The organism is Rhizobium sp. BR 314 (assembly GCF_047445805.1).
In the GTDB taxonomy this organism is placed as follows: Bacteria; Pseudomonadota; Alphaproteobacteria; order Rhizobiales; family Rhizobiaceae; genus Rhizobium; species Rhizobium lusitanum_B.
Window position 1 is genome coordinate 102,996 of sequence record NZ_JARWLA010000001.1, and the last position, 26,314, is coordinate 129,309.

The 26,314-nt window shown below is 59.9% G+C and carries 23 protein-coding genes; 7 read left to right on the forward strand and 16 right to left on the reverse strand.

The window, feature by feature from the left end; translation table 11 throughout:
- Window positions 1–30 precede the first annotated feature (30 nt).
- The gene (locus tag QD461_RS00485) at window positions 31–1,170 is read left to right on the forward strand and encodes an L-lactate dehydrogenase (RefSeq protein WP_414085993.1); all 1,140 of its coding nucleotides are present in this window, start codon (window positions 31–33) and stop codon (window positions 1,168–1,170) included.
- A 49-nt stretch (window positions 1,171–1,219) separates the two neighbouring features.
- On the opposite strand, the gene QD461_RS00490 is transcribed toward QD461_RS00485, so the two are convergent.
- The 8 genes from QD461_RS00490 to QD461_RS00525 form a co-directional block, all read right to left on the reverse strand.
- Entirely contained in the window at window positions 1,220–1,960 is a 741-nt protein-coding gene (locus QD461_RS00490; protein WP_414085994.1) for a metallophosphoesterase family protein, read from the reverse strand.
- Between the two features lie 3 nt (window positions 1,961–1,963).
- The gene (gene uraH, locus QD461_RS00495; RefSeq protein ID WP_414085995.1) at window positions 1,964–2,320 is read right to left on the reverse strand and encodes a hydroxyisourate hydrolase; all 357 of its coding nucleotides are present in this window, start codon (window positions 2,318–2,320) and stop codon (window positions 1,964–1,966) included.
- On the reverse strand, window positions 2,317–2,817 hold the full coding sequence (locus QD461_RS00500; RefSeq protein ID WP_414085996.1) for an ureidoglycolate lyase: 501 nt from the start codon (window positions 2,815–2,817) through the stop codon (window positions 2,317–2,319). The genes uraH and QD461_RS00500 overlap by 4 nt, the downstream gene beginning before the upstream one ends.
- Window positions 2,818–2,824: 7 nt before the next feature.
- Window positions 2,825–3,187: a DUF86 domain-containing protein gene (locus QD461_RS00505; protein WP_414085997.1), complete on the reverse strand. Its 363-nt coding sequence runs from the start codon at window positions 3,185–3,187 to the stop codon at window positions 2,825–2,827.
- A 77-nt stretch (window positions 3,188–3,264) separates the two neighbouring features.
- On the reverse strand, window positions 3,265–3,762 hold the full coding sequence (gene uraD, locus QD461_RS00510; protein ID WP_414085998.1) for a 2-oxo-4-hydroxy-4-carboxy-5-ureidoimidazoline decarboxylase: 498 nt from the start codon (window positions 3,760–3,762) through the stop codon (window positions 3,265–3,267).
- Between the two features lies 1 nt (window position 3,763).
- Window positions 3,764–4,687 (reverse strand): allantoinase PuuE, encoded by a 924-nt coding sequence (puuE, locus tag QD461_RS00515; RefSeq protein ID WP_414085999.1) that lies wholly within the window; start codon window positions 4,685–4,687, stop codon window positions 3,764–3,766.
- A gap of 181 nt (window positions 4,688–4,868) precedes the next feature.
- On the reverse strand, window positions 4,869–5,576 hold the full coding sequence (locus tag QD461_RS00520) for a DUF1045 domain-containing protein (protein WP_414086000.1): 708 nt from the start codon (window positions 5,574–5,576) through the stop codon (window positions 4,869–4,871).
- Window positions 5,577–5,681: 105 nt separating this feature from the next.
- Window positions 5,682–6,866, reverse strand: a complete 1,185-nt coding sequence (locus QD461_RS00525; RefSeq protein ID WP_414086001.1) for an NAD(P)/FAD-dependent oxidoreductase — start codon at window positions 6,864–6,866, stop codon at window positions 5,682–5,684.
- On the opposite strand from QD461_RS00525, the gene mnmD reads away from it, so the two are divergent.
- Window positions 6,865–7,599, forward strand: a complete 735-nt coding sequence (gene mnmD / locus QD461_RS00530; protein ID WP_414086002.1) for a tRNA (5-methylaminomethyl-2-thiouridine)(34)-methyltransferase MnmD — start codon at window positions 6,865–6,867, stop codon at window positions 7,597–7,599. The two genes, QD461_RS00525 and mnmD, sit on opposite strands and share 2 nt — an antisense overlap.
- On the opposite strand, the gene QD461_RS00535 is transcribed toward mnmD, so the two are convergent.
- Window positions 7,596–10,847, reverse strand: coding sequence for a response regulator (locus QD461_RS00535; RefSeq protein WP_414086003.1), 3,252 nt, complete (start codon window positions 10,845–10,847; stop codon window positions 7,596–7,598). The genes mnmD and QD461_RS00535 overlap by 4 nt on opposite strands.
- Window positions 10,848–11,187: 340 nt before the next feature.
- Here QD461_RS00535 and QD461_RS00540 point away from each other — a divergent pair, with 340 nt between their 5' ends.
- Together QD461_RS00540 and QD461_RS00545 are read left to right on the forward strand one after the other, a co-directional pair.
- Window positions 11,188–11,511, forward strand: a complete 324-nt coding sequence (locus QD461_RS00540; RefSeq protein WP_414086004.1) for a hypothetical protein — start codon at window positions 11,188–11,190, stop codon at window positions 11,509–11,511.
- 321 nt (window positions 11,512–11,832) lie between these two features.
- Complete coding sequence (locus tag QD461_RS00545) at window positions 11,833–13,530, forward strand: DEAD/DEAH box helicase (protein WP_414086005.1); 1,698 nt, start codon at window positions 11,833–11,835, stop codon at window positions 13,528–13,530.
- A gap of 69 nt (window positions 13,531–13,599) precedes the next feature.
- Here QD461_RS00545 and QD461_RS00550 read toward each other — a convergent pair whose 3' ends face one another.
- The gene (locus QD461_RS00550) at window positions 13,600–14,493 is read right to left on the reverse strand and encodes a DMT family transporter (RefSeq protein ID WP_414086006.1); all 894 of its coding nucleotides are present in this window, start codon (window positions 14,491–14,493) and stop codon (window positions 13,600–13,602) included.
- Window positions 14,494–14,871: 378 nt separating this feature from the next.
- Here QD461_RS00550 and QD461_RS00555 point away from each other — a divergent pair, with 378 nt between their 5' ends.
- From QD461_RS00555 to QD461_RS00565, 3 genes are read left to right on the forward strand one after another with little or no spacing between them, the layout of a single operon-like run.
- Window positions 14,872–16,281, forward strand: a complete 1,410-nt coding sequence (locus QD461_RS00555; protein WP_414086007.1) for a circularly permuted type 2 ATP-grasp protein — start codon at window positions 14,872–14,874, stop codon at window positions 16,279–16,281.
- 6 nt (window positions 16,282–16,287) lie between these two features.
- Entirely contained in the window at window positions 16,288–17,229 is a 942-nt protein-coding gene (locus QD461_RS00560) for an alpha-E domain-containing protein (protein WP_184703028.1), read from the forward strand.
- Window positions 17,230–17,241: 12 nt separating this feature from the next.
- Window positions 17,242–18,066 (forward strand): transglutaminase family protein, encoded by an 825-nt coding sequence (locus QD461_RS00565; protein WP_414086008.1) that lies wholly within the window; start codon window positions 17,242–17,244, stop codon window positions 18,064–18,066.
- Between the two features lie 130 nt (window positions 18,067–18,196).
- Here the strand turns inward: QD461_RS00565 and catB are convergent, their stop codons facing one another.
- The 6 genes from catB to mmsA all read right to left on the reverse strand — a co-directional run bounded on the left by catB (window position 18,197) and on the right by mmsA (window position 26,297).
- Window positions 18,197–18,838: a type B chloramphenicol O-acetyltransferase gene (catB, locus tag QD461_RS00570; protein ID WP_414086009.1), complete on the reverse strand. Its 642-nt coding sequence runs from the start codon at window positions 18,836–18,838 to the stop codon at window positions 18,197–18,199.
- Window positions 18,839–19,129: 291 nt separating this feature from the next.
- Window positions 19,130–20,875, reverse strand: a complete 1,746-nt coding sequence (gene araD / locus QD461_RS00575; RefSeq protein ID WP_414086010.1) for an L-arabinonate dehydratase — start codon at window positions 20,873–20,875, stop codon at window positions 19,130–19,132.
- A gap of 63 nt (window positions 20,876–20,938) precedes the next feature.
- Entirely contained in the window at window positions 20,939–22,372 is a 1,434-nt protein-coding gene (locus QD461_RS00580) for an aldehyde dehydrogenase family protein (protein WP_414086011.1), read from the reverse strand.
- Between the two features lie 65 nt (window positions 22,373–22,437).
- Window positions 22,438–23,436: an AraD1 family protein gene (gene araD1 / locus QD461_RS00585; RefSeq protein ID WP_414086012.1), complete on the reverse strand. Its 999-nt coding sequence runs from the start codon at window positions 23,434–23,436 to the stop codon at window positions 22,438–22,440.
- Between the two features lie 117 nt (window positions 23,437–23,553).
- Window positions 23,554–24,762 carry a multiple monosaccharide ABC transporter permease gene (mmsB, locus tag QD461_RS00590; protein ID WP_414086013.1) on the reverse strand — a complete coding sequence of 403 codons (1,209 nt, stop codon included), beginning with the start codon at window positions 24,760–24,762 and terminating at the stop codon, window positions 23,554–23,556.
- Window positions 24,759–26,297: a multiple monosaccharide ABC transporter ATP-binding protein gene (gene mmsA / locus QD461_RS00595; RefSeq protein WP_414086014.1), complete on the reverse strand. Its 1,539-nt coding sequence runs from the start codon at window positions 26,295–26,297 to the stop codon at window positions 24,759–24,761. The genes mmsB and mmsA overlap by 4 nt, the downstream gene beginning before the upstream one ends.
- Between the last annotated feature and the right edge of the window lie 17 nt (window positions 26,298–26,314).

The window sequence follows — 26,314 nt, forward strand, 5'->3', positions numbered from 1 at the left end:
ACAACGCCACCACTGAGAAAGCATAGAGCCATGACCGCGCCGCTGACCATCGCCGAACTGAAGAAGCTCGCCGAGCGGCGCGTGCCGAAAATGTTCTTCCAATATGCCGATTCCGGCTCGTGGACGGAGTCGACCTATCAGGCGAACGAGGCTGACTTCGCCAAGATCAAGCTGCGCCAGCGCGTCCTCGTCGACATGTCCGACCGGTCGCTCGCCACCACCATGGTTGGCCAAAACGCCTCCATGCCGGTGGCGCTGGCGCCGACCGGCCTCACCGGCATGCAGCATGCCGATGGCGAGATGCTGGCGGCACGGGCGGCAGAGGAATTCGGCATTCCCTTCACCCTGTCGACCATGAGCATCTGCTCGATCGAGGACGTTGCTTCTGTCACGAAGCAGCCCTTCTGGTTCCAGCTCTACGTGATGAAGGACCGTGATTTCGTCCTCAACCTGATCCAGCGCGCCAAGGCGGCGAAATGCTCGGCGCTGGTGCTGACGGCCGACCTGCAGATCCTCGGCCAACGTCACAACGACATCCGCAACGGGCTCTCCGCGCCACCGAAAATGACGGTGAAGAACCTGTGGCAGATGGCAACACGGCCTGGCTGGTGCATGAATATGCTGAAAACCAGGCGCCATTCCTTCGGGAATATCATCGGTTATGCCAAAGATATTTCCGACATGACGACGCTGGCGCACTGGACGCATTCGCAGTTCGACACCAAACTTTCCTGGAGCGACGTTCGCTGGATCAAGGAGCAATGGGGCGGCCCGCTGATCATCAAGGGCATTCTCGATGTCGAGGATGCCAAGGCAGCAGTCGATACCGGCGCCGATGCCATCATCGTCTCCAACCATGGCGGCCGGCAGCTCGACGGCGCCCTCTCCTCCATCAGCATGCTGCCGCGGATCGTCGATGCCGTCGGCGACAGGATCGAAGTGCATATGGATGGCGGCATCCGCTCGGGCCAGGATGTGCTGAAAGCGGTGGCACTCGGCGCCAAGGGCACCTTCATCGGTCGCCCCTTTCTCTATGGCCTCGGCGCCATGGGCAAGGAAGGCGTCACGCTGGCACTCGAGATTATCCGCAAGGAGCTGGATATCTCCATGGCGCTCTGCGGCAAGAGGGATATCAAGACTGTGGATCGGTCGATCTTGGCCGATCTTTGAAGCGCATGTCGATGCAGCAAAACCGCTTCACAGGTTTGCGCAACATGCTCTACCGCAACCAGCCCGTCGCCAAGCCGCTTGCCCACTCGGCGCGCCCATTCTCAGCTGCAAGCTTTGCCATCGCCATGTGATCATAGGCAACCTGTCGGAACACAGGCAGCCAGGTCTCACCCTGCTTTTCAAGAATGGCATAGGAGGCGAAGGGGTGGCCGGCTTCCACCTTGTGATAGCGGGGCAGATCGTCGTCATAGGCGGGGCAACCAACGCTGCCCGGATTGACGATCAAGCGGCCATCGGAAAGCCTGACGAGGCGCGGAATATGCGTGTGCCCACACAGAATCAGCGGAAAATCGATGCCCGCTGCCAGCGCCTCGATATCTTCGATCGGCTTCTGGTAGACATGACCATCCGCCGAGACAGACTCCAGCCAATAAACATTATCGGCCTCTGGCGTAGCATGGCAGAGATAGGCAGCATCCCGGTAGACGGCGCTAAAGGGCAAGCCGCGCAGCCAATCGAGATGGCGCTCGGTCAGTTGCGCATAGGCCACCTTGTCGGACGGATGCATCGTTTCCGGCGCCTGCTCGATCAGATACCGGTCGTGATTGCCGCGCACGGTCAGTGCATTCAGCGCCACTAGCATATCCGCCGTCTTACCCGAGGTCAGCGGACCGCTGAAGCAATCGCCCAGATTGACGACGTCGGCAATGCCCTGTGCACTTATATCCTCCAGCACCGCTTCGAGCGCCAGATGATTGCCGTGGACATCCGCAATGGCAGCAAACCGCAAGTCTCAGCTCCCGCGATAGGTGGAGTAGCTGTAGGGCGAAATCAGAAGCGGCACATGATAATGCGCCGTCGTATCGGCAATGCCAAAACGGATCGGCACGAGGTCGAGAAAAGCGGGTTCGGCCAGCTTGACACCGCTCGCACGCAGATAGTCGCCCGCGCGGAACAGTAGCTCATAGGTACCGGCGACAAAGCTGTCGCCGATGAGGATGGGACCGCCACCCACGCGCCCGTCGGAATTGGTGACGACCGTCTTCAGATGGGTGCGGGTTTCACCGTCGATCCTGAAAAGATCGATAGTGAGGCCTTCGGCCGGCTTGCCGAGAGCGGTGTCGAGCACATGGGTGGTCAGTCCAGTCATAGCGCTGGCGCTCCGATGGTGAAGGGAATATCGAAAAAATATTCCTCGAGATTGTTTCCCGGCCCGTCGCGATCGACGACGAGGAAATCGCTCTGCTCGCCAAGTGCCATCAGCGGATAGTGCCAGGCATTGATGCGGTAGTTGACGCCCTGATCGCCGCGCGCCAGGAAAACCTGCGGCTTGCCGGGCTTGCCGTCATCATCCTGCGAGACGACGACGAGAAACGGCCTGCCCTGCAGTGGGATGAAACACTGGCTGCCGAAGGGATGGCGTTCCATCATCTCGATCGCAAAAGGAAAGGCCCGCGGCTGGCCGCGGAAGATGTTCAGGATAACCCGAGCGCCCTCGCCAATGGCTTCGGCGCTGGAGAGCGCATGGAAGCGTTCGGTCGTCCCGCCATTGATGAAGCGCATCGTTGCCGGATCGGCCTCGATCACATCACCGAATGGTGCGAATGCGGCCTTTGTCAAAGGTTTGATGTCTAGATGCTGTGTCATTGAATGATTATTCGCCTTCCGCTCGCCAATGGCGAATGGAGTCCAGTTGCAGGAGCAACCCAGGAAGAGATGTGTGGGCCAGATCCCAAAGGGCGGTCGACTCGATGTCGAAATACCCTTGCGCAATCCGATTCCTGAAGTCGCGCATCACATGCCAAGGCAAGTCGGGATGGTCAACGACAAACTCCGGATATTCTTGCTCAATGCGGGCCGCTGCTTCGCCAATCAGCGTAAGATTCATGCCGACGGCCCGCTGTTTTTCAACCGAATTGGAAAAGGCAGCCTTGTCAGCTCCTTGCAGAAACTGACGGATTTCGGATCCGGCCTGCTGAATGTGGTCGAGATGGGCAATCAGCCGGTTCAGGCTCATGTCACGCGGCGCCTCCCGGGCCAATTGTCAAATGGCAGCCGTAAGCCTGAACGATAAGACCAAGCGTCGGCCGCAAATCAGCTCTCCGGAAGCATGGATTGCAAGCGCAGCAGCGCGATCTTCTCCACCTGCGCGGTTGCCGTCGCAAACTCGGCAGCGCGATCATTGCCGATGCGCGTCTCGAAGGCGGCGAGAATATCGTCCTTGCCGAGACCTTTCACCGCAATGATGAAAGGAAAGCTGAACTTCGTCACATAGGCGTCGTTGAGCTCGTTGAAGCGGGCGTGCTCCGCCGGGCTCAGCCGGTCGAGCCCAGCCCCCGCCTGTTCCTTGCGGCTGTCTTCGGTAAGCTCACCGGCGATGGCGAGGCGACCGGCCAGATCCGGGTGCGCCCGCAGGACACCGAGCCGCTCATCAGCGCTCGCCGCGCGAAAAACTTCGACCAGAGCGCCATGCACGCCACCGGAGGTCAGCGGCTCGATAACGGCGCCTTTGTCAAAAGCGCGCTCAGCGATGAAGGGAGAATGTTCGAAGACGCCGCCGAAGCGGCTCACGAATTCATCGCGCGATACCATCTTAGCGCTCGCCCGTCGGAAGATGATGCTGGTGCCAATGCTTGGCAATCTCGACACGCTGGGGAATCCAGACCTTGTCATGCTTCAGCACATATTCCATGAAGCGCCGCAGGGCTGCAGCGCGACCAGGACGGCCAACGAGGCGGCAATGCAGGCCGATCGACATCATCTTCGGGCTGCCTTCCTTGCCTTCCTCGTAAAGCGTGTCAAAGGCGTCCTTGAGATAGGTGAAGAACTGGTCGCCGGAATTGAACCCCTGCGGCGTCGCAAAGCGCATGTCGTTGGTTTCGAGCGTATAGGGGATGATCAAGAACGGCTTGCCGCTCAGACTATCGACCCAGAAGGGCAGATCGTCCGCATAGGAATCGGAGGAATACAGGAAGCCGCCCTCCTCCATGACCAGCCGCAGCGTGTTATCGGACGGCTTGCCCTGATACATGCCGTAGGGCCGCTCGCCGGTCAGTTCGGTGTGCAGACGCACCGCTTCCTGGATGTGCTTGCGCTCCAGATCCTCGGAGAAATCCTTGTATTCCAGCCAGCGATAGCCGTGGCTGGCGATTTCCCATCCGGCTTCCTTCATCGCGGCAACCGCTTCAGGGTTACGCGCCATGGCAAGCGTCACGCCATAGACCGTCGCCTGAACCTTGAGTTCGGTGAACAAGCGCCACAAGCGCCAGAAGCCGGCGCGCGAACCGTATTCGTAGATGGATTCCATGTTGAGGTTACGCTGGTTCGGCCAGGATGCGGCGCCAACGATCTCGGACAGAAGGTTCTCCGAGCCCGCATCGCCGTCAAGAATGCAGCTTTCGCCGCCCTCTTCATAGTTGATCACGAACTGCACCGCGACGCGGGCGTCGCCCGGCCATTTCGGATCGGGTGTGTTGCGGCCGTAGCCGATGAGATTGCGCGCGTAATTTTCCGACATTGAGCCACCTTTTCTAGTGAGGGAACGGTAGCACCCATCCCACGAAAGTCGAGATGGAATGTGGGAAAATCACTTTCTCTTCAATGGCAAGCCACTAGAGCGCCTTGAACCTACACGTCAGGCTTTCCGAAAATCGATTCCGATTTTCAGGCCGATGCTGTAGGATAAGGTTGCCGCCTGCCTAAGCAATCTTGCGCGCGCTCACCTTGCCCATCGGATGGAGAGAATGGACCCGGAAAGGCCCGCCGGACCCTTCTTCCACCATCAGCGCAATATTGGAGATCGGAATAGGTGCCGCAAGCGAAGGCTCGAAGAAATCGCGCAGCGCCTGTTCCATCCGCGGTATGTCGCCGGGGCTGACGGTACCGGTCAGCATCATCTGGAAGCGGAACTCGTCCATCACATGCGGGTGGCCCCAGCGATGGAGATTTGCGAACTGCGTGGCAGACAGACCATCGGGATCGATGCGTTCGATTTCCGCCTCCGTGAGCGGCGCGCGATAGAGATCGAAAGCCTGCACCAGAGACGCCGCAAGAAAGTGCATCTGCTGGCTGGGCGCAGACGGGACGAGACCAAGCGCGCCGCCAAGCCTCGCAACTTCCAGCCGCGGAATCTCGAACGGTGCCGCCGAGCCGGAAAAACGCATGAGATCACGCAGCAAAGCCGCTTCGGACATCTCCTCGGCCAATCTGAAGGGTGCCTTCAGCAGGCCCATGAAACCGTAGCGACGGGGGACGGCGGTATAAAAGGCTATTTCGTGGATCCCGAGCCCGCGGATAGCAGGCGGATCGACCATTTCGCCGGAATAGACGTTGCGACCCAACCAATTTGCGGCCACGAGCGTCAGCGGATCGCTCGCAGACGGCGTGAAGCAAATGGCATAGCGCATAAGATCTCCTCCAGATCACAGTCGACCGGCTGACTAAGCCGGGTCCCGACGGCCAAGGAGATAGGTGATTTGCGTGACAGATTGACGACCCGAAGGGGCGTATATTCACGTTTTATGTGATACGACTGCAATATGACTTGCGAGGGTGAAACTCTGTGGCAAGTTGAAGCGACAGACCACACCCGCGGCCTCGCAGACGGCTATTTCGGCCAGCCGATGCGCCAATCCGAAGCTCACCTTGAAACCGCCCGTCAGGGCGATCAGCGACGGATGATAGGGGTGCGCGCCCACCATCGGATCCCGGTCTATGGCCTTTGGCCGTAGGCCGGCCCAGCGCTCGATCACCTCCGCTCCAGCCAAAACCGGCGCCATCGCACGGGCTGCGACCAGCAGATCGTCGAGCTGACTGTCGGTGGACAGCGGATCCTCGAAGCGGTTCTCGCTGGTGCTGCCGACCGCAACAAAGCCACCCTCATGCGGTACGATGTAGAGACCGTCGCGAAAGATGACCGGAAGCGTATCGTCGACATTCGCCTTCAGCAGCGCGGCCTGCCCTTTGACCGGCTGCCCCAGGGCCGATTTACGATCGCGCGTCAGCTCGTCCAGCATCGGAAAGGATCTGTATCCGGCGGACAGAATGCAGCGCCCGAAACGGATATCGCCGCCACTTGCAGTCGCGATACCCCTGTCAGGATCTATACGATCGATATTCAGGCCTTCGACAAGTCGCACATGCTTGGCTGAGGCAAGAAACCTCTGCAGCACGGCCAGCAACGCGCGCGGGGCGACGCGCGCCGCCAGCGTATCGAGAACGAAGCCGCTCTCGCCAGCAGCGGGATCGATCCAGTCTGAAGCTGGCGCGGCATCAAGCACTTGCCAGTGAAACTCGTGACCTCCCTGATGCCAGTGGGTTGCGGCATCCCGCTGATGACCGAGCGCAATCTGTCGCAGATGCGGCTTCGGCAGCGGGATCAAACGGCCTGCGCGCCTGTAGGCTGCGGAAAGACCCGTCGCCGCTTCTAGCGCCGCAATCTCTTCCTCCAGGGACACCAGTGCATCGAACTGAAACTGCTTCTTCTCCGACCACCTGTCCGGCATATGCGGCATCAGCGCCCCGAGCAGCCCGCCACTGGAACCCTGCCCGAACGCGCCGGAGTCGGCCAGCAGCGCTTGAACACCGAGACGTTCGGCATGAACCGCCGCCCACAAGCCCATGATACCGCCGCCGACGATCAGCAGATCGACGGACGATTGACCGGCAGGTCTCGGAGGATTATCGGCTATTTCCATGACAGATCCAGTTTCAGATCGGACGGACGTGTCCGAAACCAATGCGGCAAGCCCGGAGCTCGAATGGCGCGACGGCGATATGCCCTATTCGCCGGCCTTTGGCGACCATTTTTATTGCCAGACCGATGGAAGGCTGGAATGCGGCCATGTCTTCCTCGCCGGCAATGGACTGCCCGCACGTTGGGAAGAGCAGCGCCGTTTCCTCATCGGTGAGCTTGGCTTCGGCACCGGCCTGAATTTCTGCGAGACATGGCGCCAGTGGCAGCAGCAGCCAACCCCAGGCTCGGAACTGCACTTCATGTCCTTCGAGCTTTACCCTATGCGCGCTGAAGAGATCGATCGCGCCCTCTCGCACTGGCCCGAAATCGACAGCCAGCGTCAGGCCCTGGTCACCGCCTGGCCCACCGATCCACAAGGCGTTGTATCTTTGACGCTCGACGCCCACACGCGCCTGACCGTCGTCTGCGGCCCCGCGCTGGAAGGCGTAACCAACGCACGGCCAGGCTTCGACGCCTGGTATCTCGATGGCTTCGCACCCTCGCGCAATGCAGACATGTGGTCGCTGGAGCTGATGCAGGCACTCTGCGACAAGACGGTCGCGAACGGCACCTTCGCCACCTATGCCGCCGCCGGTTTTGTGCGCCGCAATCTGCAGGCCTCAGGGTTCACCGTCGAGCGACGGCAAGGCTTTGCCGGCAAGCGGGAAATGCTCTGCGGGGTCAAACCGGCCTAGCTAGTGGAACGATCCGTCTGCACTGCCGCATCTTCGAGCCAGCGCTGGATCTTCCCTTCGAGAAGCTCGGGGCTGATGGGCTTTGACAGGCAGTCATCCATGCCCGCCTCCATGCACATGACCCGATCCACCTCAAGCGCCTGCGCCGTCACGCCGATGATGGGCACATGCCAGCCCTGCCCCATCTGCGCCTCGAATTGGCGGATCATCCGCGTTGCCTGATGACCATTCATGACCGGCATAGAAACATCCATCAGGATCAACGACGGTCGTAGCTGACGCCACGCATCGACAGCTTCCTGGCCATTCTCCACGACAAGAAAGCGCAGATTCGTGGCCTGCAGGATCTGCGTGAAGACGATCTGGTTCACCTCATTGTCTTCGGCGACGAGAACGTCGATGGCGTTGGCGGGACGTGTCGAGGATATGGCTTCGGCGGCCTGTATGGCGGCCGCTGCTTCGACCTTTATCGGCATATGCCGGACATCGGCATTCTGCTGGCTGCTCGCTCTTCGCCGCCGCGAGGTCCGCACCACGTCGATGATCGTGTTCCGCAGCACGTTGGCGCGCACCGGCTTCATCAGATGCGCCTGGCCTTTGACGGCGGAGAACTCCTTGTCGGACCCCATCGTCCCCATCGATGTTAGAAACATCAACGGCAGCGCATCGAAACGGGGATCGGCACGGACGGCACGGGCCACCTGATAACCGTTCTGGTCCGGCATGTTGTAGTCGATGACCATGGCGTCGACCGGAACGCCCATGTCGAAGGCGGCGTTCAGAACGGCAAGCGCCGTCACACCATCCTCGGCGACATGACCGTCAAAACCCCACAACGCCAATTGCTCGCGCGATATGCGCCCGTGGATTTCATTGTCCTCGACGATCAGAATACGCGCGCCCTTGAGATCGGCTGGCAATTCCGGCGCCCTGCCGCGCGCTGCAACAAGCGGCATCGGCAGGTGAACCGTGAAGGCTGATCCTTTGCCCCAATCGCTTTCCACGGAGAGCGAGCCGCCAAAAAGATCGACCAGACCGGCCGTAATCGCGAGTCCCAGGCCTGAACCGTCCAGACGCCGCGCAAAAGACGAATCCGCCAGCGAGAATTTGTCGAAGATGCTGTCGAGTTTTTCTTCCGGGATACCGATGCCCGTATCCTCGACACACAGCATCAACAAGACATCGTCGCCGATATCGGCCTGGCTATCGAGCTCCACCAGCACGTGGCCGCGCTCGGTGAACTTGATCGCGTTGCCGACTAGATTGGTCACGATCTGACGGAAGCGCCCGGCATCGCCGAGTATGGCCGCCGGCACGCCGGGAGCGGCGCGCACGATCAGCTCGATATTCTTTTCCGACGCGGCAGCCGCCAGCAGCGCCGCAATATCTTCAACCGCCTCAACGGGATCGAATGCCATCTTACGCAGATGCATTTCGCCGGTGTCGATCCGCGAGAAATCGAGAATGTCGTTGATGATGGTCAAAAGCGCATTGGCGGATTTGACGATGATGTCCACAAAGGTCTTCTGCCGCGGGTCGAGACCGGTCTTTCCAAGCAGTTCCGCCATGCCGAGAACGCCGTTCATCGGTGTGCGGATCTCGTGGCTCATATGGGTCAGGAATTCGGATTTCGCGCGATCGGCTGCATTGCTACGGGCGAGCAGAAGCTGCAGATCGGCTTCTCGCTCCTTCATTTCCGTGACGTCGGTCAGAACGATGGTCCAGCGGCGGTGCCCGCCGATCGCTGCGTCGAGCTGGATCCAGCGGTCGCCCATAACCTGGAAGACATGATAGATCGGCTCACCGGCAGCGATACTATCTCCCCAGGACTGCCGCACCGTTTCCGCCTCGTCTCCGAAATCGCCGCGTGCCGCGCAGTGGTTAAACGCCGCCGACCACTTCTTGCCGACCTCCAGAAGCTCTGCCGGCAGCTTCAGCATGTGCCTCAGCGTGTCATTTGCCAGCATGATCGTGCCGTCCTGCACGATCAACAGACCTTGCGACATCGCCTGCATCGCATCCGCCATCAGTTCGCCGAGGCGCTCGAGCGCGAGCCGTGTCTCGGTAATCTCCTGCGACTGCTGCTTTGTGGAGGAAATATCCGTGTAGGACATCAATGTCCGGCCATTGGATATTCGGCGCGCATCGATGATGACGGATTTGCCGTCGGCAAAATTCACTTCTGTCTGCAGATGCGATCCTGCCTTGCGCAACGCAGCCAGACGCGCCTGATAGATATCCTCGACGCTCCGGCTGTTTTCCGGACCGAAGCGCTCCAGCGCGAAGTGTCTCGCGATCAGATCGCGATAGGGCCGGCCTTCGAAACGCTCGTCCTTGGAGAAATCCCAGATCTCATACCAGGCATCGTTGACATATTCGACAATGTAGTTGCTGTCATGGATCAGCACGCCGATCGGCATCGAGCGAAGGATATTGTCGAGATCGTGGTGCAATGCCTCGGCACGGGCCTGCGCCTCGATAATCTGCATCTCGCGTTGTTTCAGCGCCGAAATATCAGTTACGGAACCGATGGTGTAATGACTGCCATCGGCCGTTGTCGCTCGATTGAGGCGGATTTTTACCGGTCGCCGTACCTGCTGCCGGTCGACGATTTCGCTCTCGAATTCGCGTCCGCGCCCTTCCCTCAGAGCGGCCTCATTCGCGGCATAGAAATCGTCGGCTCCGATGTCGAACATCTCATGTTCGGTCTTGCCAAGCATCTCCTCGCGATCAAGCCCTGTGATGTCGGCGTGTGCACCGTTGGAGTAGACGAGCCGATGATTCGCATCGCGCACGAAGGTCGCGACCGGCAAATCTTCGAGAACGGTGCGGAAAAAGTCCGCGCGGTCGATCTTCTCATGAGAACCCTCAGAGGCAGGAACCGCGCTGTGGATCGCCGGCACGTCCAGAAACACGCCGAAGATGTACATGCGATCTTCCGTAGGGGAAAAGCTCTCGATCTGGATGCGCGACCTCTGCCGCCCCGCGGGGTCGAAGCAAAGCGCCATCTCTTCGGAAGCGAAGACAAGCGCACGACGCTCCTTGTCTTCCCTCTCGGCGCTCTCGCCTTCATCGAGGAGATCGTGGCTGCGGTTGCCGATGAAATCGGAGATGTCGTGCCCAAAAAAACGCGCATAGGCTTCATTAACGGCGACGTACCGTAACTCGCTGTTCTTGATGTAGGCAGGCCTGTCCAGATTGGCTATCCGGCGGCATGCTATGTCAAGCAGTTCACCGTCCAGGGTCAAACAGAGTCTCTCTTCTCACCGCGCATGATGGTTCATCAAACGACGCTCTATCATAGGTCGCTTTAAAAAGATGTTAACCATGTTCGCCCAACTCGGAGGCCAGGGGATGGTCCAAGCATCAAGTGAGGAATGGGGCTTATCGTTACCCTCCCTCCGGCAGGCACCGGGATAGCGATACAACTTCCAGGGGTTTTCACAGCAAAATCAAAAGCTTTGCCTATTTCATCATGAACAAAGTTTAATGCCATAGTCCATTTTTCAGCCGCGACTTCGCCCCGTTTGCCACGCACCTTCAGGCTCGGCTTTCGGCTGGGAGGCCTTTTTTGGGAAAGGGATTTCGATGTCTGTGCTTCGCACCTTAACGACAACCGGCTTGATTGCGCTCACGCTCGGCAGCGCCGGCGCCATAACCACCACCAATGCCGGCGCGTCCGAGCGCGGCGCCTTCTTCGGCGGTCTTGCCGCCGGCGTTGTCGGCGGAGCTCTGGCTGCCGAAGCGGTAAGGCCCGCCTACCCCGCTTATTATCCGGCTTACCGCTCCTACCCTGCTTACTATGACGGCCCAGTCTATGAACGCGTCTATGTACGCCCAATTCCGAGCTGCTACTGGGCATGGCGCCATGATGGCTGGGGCCGCCCATATCGTGTCGAAGTCTGCCGCTAAGGCATGACACGACCTTGCATTTGCCCGGCGTCGACGCCCAGGAATGCCGCCGGAGCTCGGCGGCATTTTCGCTTGCCTGTTAAAGAGCTTTTGCCCGCCCTCTTGACTTTAGCCGCGAAAAAGACCAAATGCGCCTCAGCTTTCACCTTCCGGCCGCCGCGTGAGCGTGCCCTGCGGGACTAGACGTACGCAAGAGAAGGACAAAAGCGCCTTAGAAAATGAGACCGTACCCAAGACGGTCAGATGCGCTGGAAAGCTATTTCCAACTTACAAGTTCCCACTTCACGCGGGGTTCTTGACGCCAGAGACAGACCGGACCGCATGGTGCGACCCGGCCTTTTTGCTTTGGCGCCCCCGAAAGGTATTGAATTGACCGAATTTCACTCGCTTGGTCTCTCCAAGCAGATCGTCGATACGCTGTCGCAGAACAACTTCGCCACCCCGACGCCCATCCAGGCACAGGCGATCCCGCTTGTTCTGCAGGGCCGCGATCTCGTCGGCCTCGCCCAGACCGGCACCGGCAAAACGGCCGCCTTCGGCCTGCCGATCATCGAAATGCTGCTGAAGGATCCCAAGCGCCCGGACAACCGCACGGTCCGCACGCTGATCCTCGCACCGACCCGCGAACTGGTGAACCAGATCGCCGACAATCTGAAGCTCTTCGTGCGCAAGACGCACCTGCGGATCAACCTCGTCGTCGGTGGCGCATCGATCAACAAGCAGCAGCTTCAGCTTGAGCGCGGCACCGATATTCTCGTCGCGACCCCAGGCCGCCTCCTCGACCTCATCAGCCGCCGCGCTCTGTCGCTCGGCCACGTCACCCATCTCGTCCTCGACGAAGCCGACCAGATGCTTGACCTCGGCTTCATCCACGACCTGCGCAAGATCGCCAAGCTCGTCCCGGCCAAGCGCCAGACCCTGCTGTTCTCGGCTACCATGCCGAAGGCGATTGCCGATCTCGCCTCCGATTACCTGACCGACCCGGTCAAGGTGGAAGTATCGCCTCCGGGCAAGGCAGCCGACAAGGTGGAGCAATATGTCCACTTCGTCGCCGGCCAGAACCACAAGACCGAAATCCTCAAGGAAACGATCTCCGCCAACCCGGATGGCCGCGCCATCGTCTTCCTGCGCACCAAGCATGGCGCCGAGAAGCTGATGAAGCACCTCGACCATGTCGGCTTTGCCGCTGCCTCTATCCACGGCAACAAGAGCCAGGGCCAGCGCGAACGCGCACTCAAAGGCTTCCGCGATGGTGAAGTCCGCGTTCTGGTCGCCACCGACGTTGCTGCACGCGGCATCGACATTCCCGGCGTTTCGCATGTCTACAACTTCGACCTGCCAGAAGTGCCGGACGCCTATGTCCACCGCATCGGCCGTACCGCTCGCGCCGGCCGCGATGGTATCGCCATCGCTTTCTGCGCTCCGGATGAAATCCGCCTGCTGCGTGATATCGAACGCCTGATGGGCATCGAGATCGCCGTTGCCAGCGGCGAGGCTCCGGCCGATCGCGGCCGTCCTGTTCGCGGCAAGGGTCGCGGTGGCCAGGGTCAAGGTCAGAACCGTGGCGCAGGCCAGGGTCGTGCCGAAGGCCGTCCGGCGCGTCCGGCCCGTCGTCCGTTCTTCGACAAGGAAAACGGCGAAAGCCGCGGCCAGGCCGGCGAGCGTCAGGAACGCCGCCCCCGCGAAGATCGTCCGCAGCGTGAAAACAACCGCAACGCCGACTTCCGGGGTCAGCGCCGCAACGAGCCGACACCGCGTTCGGAACCTGATAACGATCTCGTTTCGACCTCCGATTTCCGCCCGGCCCGCAAGCCGCATCACGGCAATCCTTCGAACGGCAACGGCGCCGCACATGAAAATGGCGGTCATCGCGGACAACGCCATTCTCACGGCCGCCCGCAAGGCCGTCACAATGAAGAGCGCAATCAGAACGGCCAGGGCGAACAGCGCAACGGCGGCAATGGCCGCATGAAGCGCCGCGGCCCCGGCAATGGCGGCCAGCGCCGCGAACGCGCCTGATACGTCATCAAACTGATACGCGATAAAAGGGGGCCGATTGGCCCCCTTTCTTTATTCCGTCTTGCAAACCTATTCCGGCACGACATCCACCGTGCGCCGATTGGTCAGATAGACGCCGATCACCACGACGACAGTTCCGCTGATGATCGGCAGCGTCAGCGGCTCGCCGAAAGCGATTGCTGCTTCGATGGCGACGGCCGGCGGCATCAGGTAGATCAGCGATGCCGCGCGCGAGACCTGCCCGCGGCGGATCAGATAGAGCAGCAGGCCGACCGCCCCCATCGACAGTCCGAACACGGACCAGAGGAGCGAGAGGACCGCCGTCTGCGTACCGTCGAAGCGCAGGCCCTCGAATATGAAGGCCAGGGGTACAGTGACGATCAGTGCGCCGACATATTGCAGGGTTGCGATGGTTCGGAGATCACCGGTTTGAAGGTGGCGCTTCTGGTAGAGCGTTCCATAGGTCACTGATACCATCGCCAGAAGATTGACGACGAGCGGGACGGCTGACTGCCAGAGATCGGCCGTGCCCGACGCCAGCAGCTTCGGCGAAATCGCAATCGCGATGCCGAGAAAACCGAGCAGCAATCCAAGACGCTGGATCGGTTGGATGCGTTCGCCGACGAGAAACGGCGCCGCCATGGCCGTCATCAGGGGCTGCAAGGCCGCGATGATGCCGGAAATGCCGGCCGGTACGCCCTCGGCGATCGCCCACCAGAGACCAGCCAGATAAATACCATGCAGGAAGATACCCGAGTAGATGGCCCGGTAGACGCTCGACCAGTTTCGCGGCCAGCGTGCGCCCGTGACGGAACAGACGAGCACGAAAGCTAGCGCCGACAGGCTGTAGCGGATCATCAGAAAGGTGAAAGGTCCCGAATGCAGCGATGCATACTTGGCGACGATCCAACCGGTGGACCAGAGAAGGACGAAGATCGCCGGTGCAAGTCTATCGAGGGACATGAAAATCGAACCGAAATATGTTGGCGCGTCGATACCGGAAGCAGAATTTTGCTCCCGTTGCCGCGCGGAGGGGCAACCGGCTGATAGCCGATGGCGGAGGAGCCGTCAAAATCCATCTGCTGACAACATCCATCAATTTTTCTTCACAGCCGGAGAAGCATCGTCGCGCCTGAGATCCACAGGCTGCAAAACAAGCAGATGCTTAAATTTTGATCCGAGCAATGCAGCAGTATCCAGTCAGCAATGACCTATCTATTCTTAACTGCCTGCAAATCCGGCACTTTTCGACATTGCTAAATTCTCACCGGCAACTGCGCATACTTCTTGCATTGTAAAAACCATTGTATTCAAATGGGTGAAAACACGGGGACCGCGCCTTTGGCATTTAACGAAATGATGATTGCGGATGAAGATCCGCGCGCACCTTATGAGAAATACTTCGAGTGGTACTCCGGTCAGGATAGAGGCCACCTGATTGCCAAGTCCCGAGATGCGGAAACCATCTTCCGAAAAACGGGAATTACCTTCGCGGTCTACGGACACGCAGACTCCTCCGAAAAGCTCATCCCCTTCGACATCATCCCCCGCATCATTTCAGGCCGCGAATGGCGCAAGCTCGCCCAGGGCATCGAACAGCGGGTCATCGCTCTCAACGCCTTCCTCCACGACATCTACCACAAGCAGGAAATCATTCGCGCCGGCCGTATTCCGCGCGAGCTGATCGAGAAGAACGACGCGTTCCTGCCGGAGATGATCGGCTTCCGCCCACCTGGCGGCGTCTACACCCACATTGTCGGCACCGATATTGTCCGCACCGGCGAAGACCAGTTCTATGTGCTCGAGGATAACGCCCGCACGCCTTCCGGCGTCAGCTACATGCTGGAAAACCGGGAAACGATGATGCAGATGTTCCCCGAGCTGTTTCACCAGAACAAGGTGCAGCGCGTTGAGGACTATCCGCTACTGCTGCGCCAGAGCCTGGCGTCGCTGGCGCCTCCCGGCTGTACGGGCAAACCGCGCGTCGCGGTGTTGACGCCCGGCATCTACAACTCCGCCTATTACGAGCATTCGTTCCTCGCCGACATGATGGGCGTGGAGCTGGTCGAAGGTTCAGATCTGCGCGTCATCGACGGCAAGGTGAAGATGCGCACGACGCGCGGCTATGAGGCCATCGACGTGCTCTATCGTCGCGTCGACGACGACTTCCTCGATCCCCTAACCTTCCGCCCGGATTCCGCGCTTGGCATTCCCGGCATTATGGATGTCTATCGCGCCGGCAATATCACCATCGCCAATGCGCCCGGCACCGGCATTTCCGACGACAAGGCGATCTATTCCTACATGCCTGAAATCGTCGAATTCTATACCGGCCGCAAACCGATCCTCGAGAACGTGCCGACATGGCGCTGTTCGGAGCCCGACAGCCTGCAATATGTGCTCGATAACCTTGCTGATCTCGTCGTCAAGGAAGTCCATGGCTCGGGCGGCTACGGCATGCTCGTCGGACCGACGGCCTCGAAGAAGGAGCGGATGGCCTTTGCCGACAAGCTCAAGAGCAAGCCGAACAATTACATCGCACAGCCAACCCTTTCGCTGTCGACCGTGCCAATTCTGGTGAATAAGGGCATTGCACCGCGGCATGTCGATTTGCGGCCCTATGTCCTGGTCTCCGACAAGGTGCGGATCATTCCTGGCGGGCTGACCCGCGTGGCGCTGAAGGAAGGCTCGCTGGTGGTCAACTCCAGCCAGGGCGGCGGCACCAAAGACACCTGGGTTCTGGAGGACTGATCGAACATGCTGGGAAGAACCGCGAATGGCCTCTACTGGATGTTCCGTTACATCGAGCGCGCCGAAAACATAGCCCGCCTCGTCGATGCCGGTCAGCGCATGTCGCTGACGCGCAGCGACGCCGCCGATGACGACTGGGACGGCGTTCTGCAGAGCGCCGGCGTACGCGAGGCCTATGGCCAGGTGCACGACAAGATGACCGGCGCCGACGCCATCGACTACCTTATGCGTGACCGGTCCAACCCGTCGAGCGTCATGTCCTGTATCGAATATGGCCGCAACAATGCCCGCATGGTGCGTACGGCGCTGACCCGCGACACCTGGGAAGCGACCAACGAATGCTGGATCGAACTGAAGACCCTCCTCGGCAAAAAGCTGAAAACAGCCGAGCTGCCGGAGACGATCGATGTGATCAAGCAGCGCGCCGGCTTGATCCGCGGCGCCTTCCATGGCTCGATGCTGCGCAACGAGCTCTATAATTTCGCCCGCATCGGCACCTTCATCGAGCGTGCCGACAATACCGCCCGCATTCTCGACGTGAAGTACTATGTGCTGCTGCCTTCCGTCTCGCATGTCGGCTCCTCGCTCGACAATGCACAATGGGAGTCGATCCTGCGATCGGTGTCGGCGCACCGGGCTTACAAATGGGCCTACGACCCCGAATACAAGCCGGCCAACATCGCGGACTTCCTGATCCTGAACGGCCAGATGCCGCGCTCCCTTGCCTATTGCTACGACAAGATCGTCAGCAACATGGGCTATCTGGGCGCCGAATACGAAAAGCGGTTGCAGGCGCATGACACCGCCGAAGCCATTCGCCAGTCGCTGCAAAAACTGACGATCAAGCGCATTATGGACCAAGGTCTGCATGAGTTCCTGGAGGATTTCGTCGCTCGCAACAACAAGCTTGGCGCGGAGATTTCCGATGGCTATCGGTTCTATGAGTAGGCGGGCGACACTATGAAACTGACTATCAGCCATATTACGGAATATCGCTACGACGAGCCGGCACAATTCTCGCTACAGCGGCTGCGCCTTACACCCTTGAGCGGCGCGGGCCAAACGGTCATCGACTGGAAGCTGACGGTCGAGGGCGCCAGTCCGGAAGTCGAATATGACGACCAGTTCGGCAATCGCATCACGCTCGTCTCACTCGACGGCCAGCAGGAGGCGACGAGAATCGTGGCTGCTGGGGAAGTCGAAACCCAGGATCTTAATGGCGTCGTGGGGCAGCATCTCGGCTTCGCCCCGCTTTGGCTGCATTTGCGCGAGACACCGCGTACCAAGGCCGGCAAGCTCACGAGAGAGCTGTTGCGCGGCGTTTCCGGCGACAACGAGCTTGGCAGGATGCACGCGCTGATGAGCACCATCCATCAATCCGTGGAATACAAGCCGGGTACCAGCGATACCGAAACAACCGCCGAGCAGGCGCTGGAAAGGAAGAGCGGCGTCTGCCAGGATCATGCCCATATCTTCATCACAGCCGCCCGTGCCTTGCAGATTCCGGCCCGTTACGTCTCGGGCTATCTGATGATGGAAGGCAAGAACGAGCAGGCTGCCACACATGCCTGGGCTGAGGCACATATTCCCGGCCTCGGCTGGGTCGGCTTCGATCCAGCCAATGACGTCTGTCCCGACGCCCGCTACGTCCGCTTGGCGACAGGTCTGTGCTATCGCGACGCCGCTCCCGTTTCCGGCATGCGCGTCGGCACGCCGGGCGAAACCCTGACCGTCAAGGTCTCGGTAGCAAACCAGGGGCAGAGCCAAAGCCAGAGTCAGAGCTGACGGAGGCAAGCGCGGCCTGCCGCGTTCGTTAGAACACCTTCTCGCTCCTCCGGATTGGCCGCGACACCTCGAGGATCGAGAGTTGCTGCGGCCAATCGTTCTGGCCGCAAGCGGGCATCAACTGCCCGCTTCAGGATCCGTCAGATTTCGCAGCGTCCTGCCAATGACGATGGAGAGCTTCAATATCGCCGCCGGTCAGGATCGGCATGGCCGCCTTCAGCTGATCGTCCGACCAATCCCACCACTTCATCTCGAGAAGCAGTCGCACGCGATCGTCGTCAAACCGCTTGCGGATCGTGCACGCGGGATTGCCGCCAACGACCGCGTAGGGTTCGACATCGCGTGTCACCAGAGCGCGCGTGCCGATGATCGCACCGTCGCCGATTTTGACACCCGGCATCACGATCGCCTCGGAACCGATCCAGACGTCGTTGCCGATCACGGTGTCCCCTGCCGGCAGATAACCGTTCTCGGCCTCCGCAAAGGCGGAAACTTCCGACATCCAATAGAAGGGAAAGGTGCTGATCCAATCGTGCCGGTGCCCCTGGTTCCCGCACATGATGAAGGCGGCGCCTGATCCAATCGAGCAGAAACTGCCCACGATCAGCCTGTCGACACCCTTCGCCGGAGGAAGGAATCGCGCGCAGTCGTCAAAACCGTGGCCGTGATAATAGCCCGAATAATTGCTATAGCGGCCGACGAGGATGTTGGGATGAGTGACCTGCTCAACGAGGGTCTTGCCCTTGAAAGGGCTCTCGAAAAAATTGTCCATTGTAGTACTCACTGCATGAGAAAATGCGCCTGCGGAACGCAAGCGACAACGCCGCGAGCAACTTGAACATTACTCGCGCTCACGCTCTCCACGGGGTTAGCGCGAGAGCACCATGCAGGTGATACTTCGACAAAGTTTCATGCGGCCCTCATACCCCGGGAAGACCAGCAAGACCAGAACATCCGCCTTTAACACATGCCATGATTGCCTCCTTCACCTTGCATCCAGTGCACGCCATAGAAAAAGGCGGGATTTTCATCCCGCCCCTAGTAGTGCTTCAAAGCGCCGATCTTAGTGACTGTCGCGATTGTTCGGGATTTCCGAGCCGCGCGGACCGACGAGGAAGTCGAGGTCGGCGCCGGTATCGGCCTGCATGACAGTGTTCACATAGAGACCGCCGTAGCCGCCGGTCAGCGGCTTGACCGGGGAAACCCAGGCAGCGCGACGCTTTGCCAGTTCCTCGTCCGAAACTTCGAGCTGGATGGTACGGGCGGGCACGTCGACGGCGATGATGTCGCCGTTCTGAACCAGCGCAAGCGGTCCGCCATCGGCAGCTTCCGGAGCCGTGTGCAGGATGACGGTGCCGTAGGCCGTGCCGGACATGCGCGCATCGGAAATGCGGATCATGTCAGTGATGCCCTTCTTGAGCACCTTCGGCGGCAGGCCCATATTGCCGACTTCGGCCATGCCCGGATAACCCTTCGGACCGCAGTACTTCAGCACCATGATGCAGTTCTCGTCGATGTCGAGATCCTCGCGGTTGATGCGGGCGTGATAGTCCTCGATGCTTTCGAAGACGACAGCACGGCCCTTGTGCTGCATCAGATGCGGCGAAGCGGCCGATGGCTTCAGGACAGCCCCCTTCGGCGCGAGGTTGCCGCGCAGAACGGCGATGCCGCCCGACTGCGTCAGAGCCTTTTCCTTCGGAACGATGACATCGTCATTATAGTTGACCACATCCTTGACGCCGGCCCAGATCGTATCGCCGGTAACGGTGATAGCGTCCTTGTGGAGCAGGCCCATTTCGCCGACTGCCTTGATGACGACGGGCAGACCGCCGGCGTAGTAAAACTCTTCCATCAGATGCTTGCCGGACGGCTGCAGGTTGACGATCGTCGGCACTTCGCGGCCGAGACGATCCCAGTCGTCCAGCGATAGGTCAACACCGACACGGCCGGCAAGCGCCAGCAGATGCAGAACGGCATTGGTCGAGCCGCCGACGGCGCCGTTGACGCGGATCGCGTTTTCAAAGGCTTCCTTGGTCAGAATGTCTGATGGTTTCAGGTCTTCCTTGACCATGTCGACGATGCGGCGGCCTGACAGTTGCGAGATAACGCGGCGGCGCGCATCGACAGCCGGGATGGCGGCGTTGCCGGGCAAGGTCATGCCGAGCGCTTCTGCCATCGACGCCATGGTCGAGGCCGTGCCCATGGTCATGCAGCTGCCGGCCGAGCGTGCCATGCCCTGCTCGGCATCCATGAATTCATCCAGCGACATCTCGCCGGACTTCACCATTTCCGAGAACTGCCAGATCGCCGTGCCGGAACCGACATCCTTTCCGCGCCACTTGCCGTTCAGCATCGGGCCGCCGGAAACGAGGATGACCGGAATGTCGACGGATGCAGCACCCATCAACAGGCTCGGCGTGGTCTTGTCACAGCCGCCGAGCAGTACGACGCCATCGACCGGATTGCCGCGGATCGCTTCTTCGACGTCCATCGCCGCTAGATTACGGAACATCATCGCCGTCGGGCGCAGCGTGCTCTCGCCAACGGAGAAGACTGGGAATTCTACAGGAAAGCCGCCAGCTTCGTAGACGCCGCGCTTCACGCGCTCCGCAAGATCACGCAGATGCGCATTGCAAGGCGTCAGCTCCGACCAGGTGTTACAGATGCCGATGATCGGACGACCGTCGAACGTGTCGGCCGGCAAGCCCTGGTTCTTCATCCATGAGCGATGCATGATCGCATTCTTGCCTGTGCCGCCGAACCAGTCGTAAGAGCGCAGCTTGCGCGGCCATTCAGCTTTCTTTTTCATAGTCTCGGTACCTTTTGTGTCGCCCGGGCCGCCTCGTTCGCGCCCGGGCTTTGAATTCGATGGTCAGGCCAGCGTGTAGGCGGTCTTAACCGTGGTGAAGAACTCGGCGGCATATTTGCCCTGCTCGCGCGGACCGAAGGATGAGCCCTTTCGACCGCCGAATGGCACGTGGAAGTCGACACCGGCCGTCGGCAGGTTGACCATCACCATGCCCGCTTCCGCATTGCGCTTGAAATGCGTCGCATGTTTCAGGCTGGTTGTGGCAATGCCGGAGGACAGGCCGAACGGCGTGTCGTTGGCAACGGCGAGCGCCTCGTCGTAATCCTTGACGCGGATAACGGAGGCCACCGGCCCGAAGATCTCCTCGCGGCTGATGCGCATCTGGTTCGTCGCCTCGGTGAACAGCGTCGGCTGCAGATAGAAGCCGGGGGTGTCGCGGCTAACAAGTTCGCCGCCGAAGGCGAGCTTGGCCCCCTCCTGCCGGCCGATCTCGATATAATCCGTATCCGTCTTCAGCTGCTTGGCATCGACGACCGGGCCGATATGCGTGCCGGACTTCAAGGCATTGTCGACGTTGAGCGTCTTCAGCTTCTCCGTCAGTGCCGCCACGAATTTGTCGTGAATGCCTTCGGTCACGATCAGGCGCGACGAGGCCGTGCAGCGCTGACCGGTCGAGAAGAAGGCGGAATTGGCAGCCGCCTCGACGGCAACCGTCAGATCGGCATCGTCAAGCACGACCATCGGATTCTTGCCACCCATTTCGAGCTGGTACTTGCGGCCATGCTCGACGGAGGAAAGCGCCACGCGCTTGCCGGTGACGACAGAGCCGGTGAAGGTGATGCCGGAAAGAACCGGGCTGTCGAGCATCGCCTGACCAACGACCGAGCCCTTGCCCATGACGAGGTTCATGACCCCCTTCGGCAGACCGGCGCGGTGGAGGATATCGACGATCGCCCACGAGCAGCCTGGCACGAGATCGGCCGGCTTGAAAACGATAGTGTTGCCGTAGCAGAGCGCCGGCGCGATCTTCCAGGCCGGAATGGCGATCGGAAAGTTCCAAGGAGTGATGATGCCGATGACGCCGAGCGGCTCGCGGGTAATCTCGACACCGATGTTCGGCCGCACGGAGGGCAATATCTCGCCTGCCAGACGCAGCGCCTCGCCGGAAAAGAACTCGAAAATCTGCGCAGCACGGATCGTCTCGCCGATCGCTTCCGGAAGCGTCTTGCCTTCTTCGCGGGCGAGCAGCGCGCCGAGCTCTTCCTTGCGTGCCAGGATCTCCTCGCCCGTCTTCTTCAGGATCGTGTGGCGCTCCAGAATGCCGGACCGCGACCAGGCCGGAAAGGCAGCCTTGGCGGCAGCAATCGCACCGGCGACATCCTGCGCATTAGCGCTCGCATAGAGGCCGACGACCTCATTCGTGTCCGACGGATTGATGTTCTCGGTACCGGCGGTTCCGGTCCACTCGCCGGCGATCAAGTTCTGATGAATGGTCATGGCGTCATGCCTTCCTGGTTCGCATTGGAGATGCCCGGCCGAGCCTACCAGCCGGGCTCGACGAATTACAGCTGGCGAACAGCCACATTCTCTTCAGCCGCAACCGCTAGCGGATTGCGCAGCGGCAGGCCGAAATCAGCAACTTCGATTTCAAAGACATCGCCGGCTTCCGGCTTGATGCCCTCGGCGAAGGAAAGCGTCGCCGTACCGAACATGTGCACATGCACATCGCCGGGAGCGCGGAAGAGGCCGTACTTGAAGTGATGATATTCAAGGTTGGCGAAGGTGTGCGACATGTTCGCTTCCCCAGAAAGGAAAGGCTTTTCGAAGATTACCTTGTCGCCGCGCTTGATGCGGGAGGTGCCGCGAATATCCTCTGGCGCCGCACCGATACGGATTTCCGGGCCGAAACTTGCCGGACGCAGCTTGGAATGGGCGAGATAGAGATAGTTGATCCGCTCGGTGACGTGATCGGAAAATTCGTTCGACAGTGCAAAGCCGATGCGGAATGGCGTGCCATCCTTGGCAATAACGTAGATACCGGCCATTTCAGGCTCTTCACCGCCGTCGAGCGCGAAGGACGGAGACACGAGCGCGGCACCAGGAGCTGCGGCGCCATGGCCATTGCCTTTGTAGAACCACTCAGGCTGCACGCCCTTTTCGCCTGCCTTCGGCTTGCCGCCTTCGATACCCATCCTGAACATCTTCATGGAGTCGGTCAGCGTTTCCTCGGCAGCTTCCGTCGTCTTCTTGTGCATGGAATCGCGCGTGGCAGCCGAGCCGAGATGCGTAAGGCCGGTGCCGGTCAGGTGCAAATGCGCCGCATCGGGATGCGTGATCGGCGGCAGGAAACGGCCTTCGGCATAGGCCTTTTCGAGATCGATGGTCTCGCCGAGACCATGAGCCTCAATGACCGATGCAAGCGACTTGCCGCTGTCGGCAGCTTCCATCGCGAGCTTGTAGACGCTGCCGCCATTGACGACGGTTTTGGCGGTTTCGCCTGGTCCGTTGCGCACCGCAACGACGATCTCGCCGTTCGAACCCTTGATCTGCGAGATGAGCATGTCTTTCATCCTTTCCGAATAGACAGAGATCGGATGCAGTTTACCGTCCCGGCTCTCAGCGAGAGCCGGACTCTGTCATGGATTTGGTTTTAAAATCGCGGCCGATCGCCTAGGCGATCAGCCCTTGTTCTTGTTGTAGACGTCGATGAACACGGCAGCGAGCAGCACCGCACCCTTGATCATCTTCTGAGAGTCTGTCTGGTAGCCGAGGATCGACATGCCCTGGTTCAGGACGCCCATGATCAAGGCACCGATGACGGCACCCGTGACCTTGCCGACGCCGCCGGAAGCAGATGCACCGCCGATGAAGCAGGCCGCGATGACGTCGAGCTCGAGGCCGTCGCCGCCCTTGGCCGTTGCCGAATTCAGGCGCGTCGCGATGATGATCCCGGCGATACTGGCAAGGATGCCCATGTTGATGAAGGTGTAGAAGGTCAGGCGGCGGGTATCGATACCTGAAAGCTTCGTCGCCTTTTCATTACCGCCCATGGCATAGATGCGGCGACCGATCGTAGTGCGCTGTGTCGCGAAGCTATAGAGCGCGATCAGCAGCAGCATGAGGATCAGAACGTTCGGCAGGCCTCTATACGAGGAAATCTGATAGCCGATGAAGATGGTTGCGGCGGCAACCACCAGATTCTGGCCGAGGAAGAAGCTGAACGGCTCGACATCGATGCCGTGCTTTTCGTTTACGGAGCGCCGACGCCAGGCAAGGATGAACATGACGATCGGAATGACGATGGTCAGGAAGATAGACGTCGAACGTATACCGCCCATGTCGATGAAATCGGGAATGAAACCGGTCGCGACGATCTGAAACGCCGGCGGGAACGGTCCGATGCTGCTGCCGTTACCGGTCGTGTTGATGATGGTATAGGTCAGACCGCGGAAAACCAGCATGCCCGACAGCGTGACGATGAACGAGGGAATGCGATGATAGGCGATGAAGTATCCGTGCCAGGCACCGACCGCAGCGCCCATCAGCAGACAAATGACTGTGGCGAGTGCCAGGTTCATATGCATCTGCACGACCAGCACGCCGGCAACGGCGCCAACGAAGCCAACGACGGAGCCGACCGAAAGGTCGATATGCCCCGCCACGATGACCAGCAGCATGCCAAGCGCCATGATGACGATGAACGAGTTCTGCAGCACGATGTTGGTCAGGTTCTGCGGTCTGAACAGAACGCCGTTCGTGAGATACTGAAACAGCAGCATGATGACGACCAGGGCGATCAACATGCCGTATTCGCGAATATTGTTGCGGATATGGTCGCCGATCGAAACGACGTGGCTGGTTTCCGTGGCTGGGTTGGCCGAACTCATTGTTGTTTCTCCCCTGAGCGCATGATAGCGCGCATGATGCTCTCCTGGCTCGCTTCTGCCTTCGGCAGTTCGGCGACGATGCGACCTTCGTTCATGACGTAGATGCGGTCACAAGTGCCGAGAAGCTCGGGCATTTCCGATGAAATCATCAGAACGCCCTTTCCGTCGGCGGCAAGCTGGTTGATGATGGAATAAATTTCGTATTTTGCACCGACATCAATGCCGCGCGTCGGCTCATCGAGGATCAGAACGTCCGGATCCGAGAACAGCCACTTCGACAGCACCACCTTTTGCTGATTGCCGCCGGAAAGGTTGCCCGCCTCTTGAAAGACACCGGAGGAGCGGATGCGCAGCTTGGCGCGATAGTTCGTCGCCACCTGCAGCTCCCGCACATCATCGATGACGGTCGCTTTGGAAACGCCGAGCAGGTTGGCAAGCGTCGTGTTGTGCAGGATGCTGTTCGACAGAACCAGACCCAGCTGTTTTCGATCTTCCGTGACATAGGCAAGACCGGCGTCGATTGCCCGGCGCACCGTGCTGGTATCGACCTGCTTGCCGTCAACAAAGACTTCGCCGGAGACCTTGTGGCCGTAAGACTTGCCGAAGACGCTCATGGCGAATTCGGTGCGTCCGGCCCCCATCAGGCCGGCAATACCGACGACTTCGCCCTTGCGCACATTGACGTTGATGTCATGCAGCACCTGTCGATCGCGATGCTGTTGGTGGAAGGCATTCCAGTTCCTCACTTCGAAGATCGTCTCGCCGATCGGCACCGAGCGCGGCGGATAGCGGTCGGCGAGTTCGCGACCGACCATGTTGCGAATGATGATATCTTCGCTGATCTCTTCCTCATGACAGTTCAGTGTCTTCACGGTCATGCCGTCGCGCAACACCGTAATCTGGTCAGCCACCTTGCGCACTTCGTTGAGCTTGTGCGTGATGATGATCGACGTAATGCCCTGGGTGCGGAACTCCATGAGAAGATTGAGAAGCGCGTCTGAATCGCTTTCGTTGAGCGACGCCGTCGGCTCGTCGAGGATGAGAAGCTTGACGCTCTTCGACAGGGCCTTGGCAATCTCGACAAGCTGCTGTTTGCCGACGCCGATGTCGGTCACGAGCGTATTCGGCGATTCCTTGAGGCCCACCTTGGAAAGAAGCTGCTTGGTGCGGGTGAAGGTTTCTTGCCAGTTGATCATGCCATTGGCAACGACCTCGTTGCCCAGGAAAATATTCTCGGCAATCGACAGAAGCGGGACGAGCGCCAGCTCCTGATGGATGATGATGATGCCGATATCTTCGGAGTCCCTGATCGTCTTGAATTGGCGGACAGCGCCATCGTAGTGGATGTCGCCTTCATAGGTACCGGCGGGATAGACGCCTGAGAGCACCTTCATCAGGGTCGATTTGCCGGCCCCGTTTTCGCCGACCAAGGCATGTATCTCGCCCTGACGAACCTTCAGATTGACATTTTCCAAGGCGTTCACACCAGGGAACGACTTGGTGATGTTCTGCATTTCGAGAATGGTATCGTCCATAGTCCAAATCCAACGCC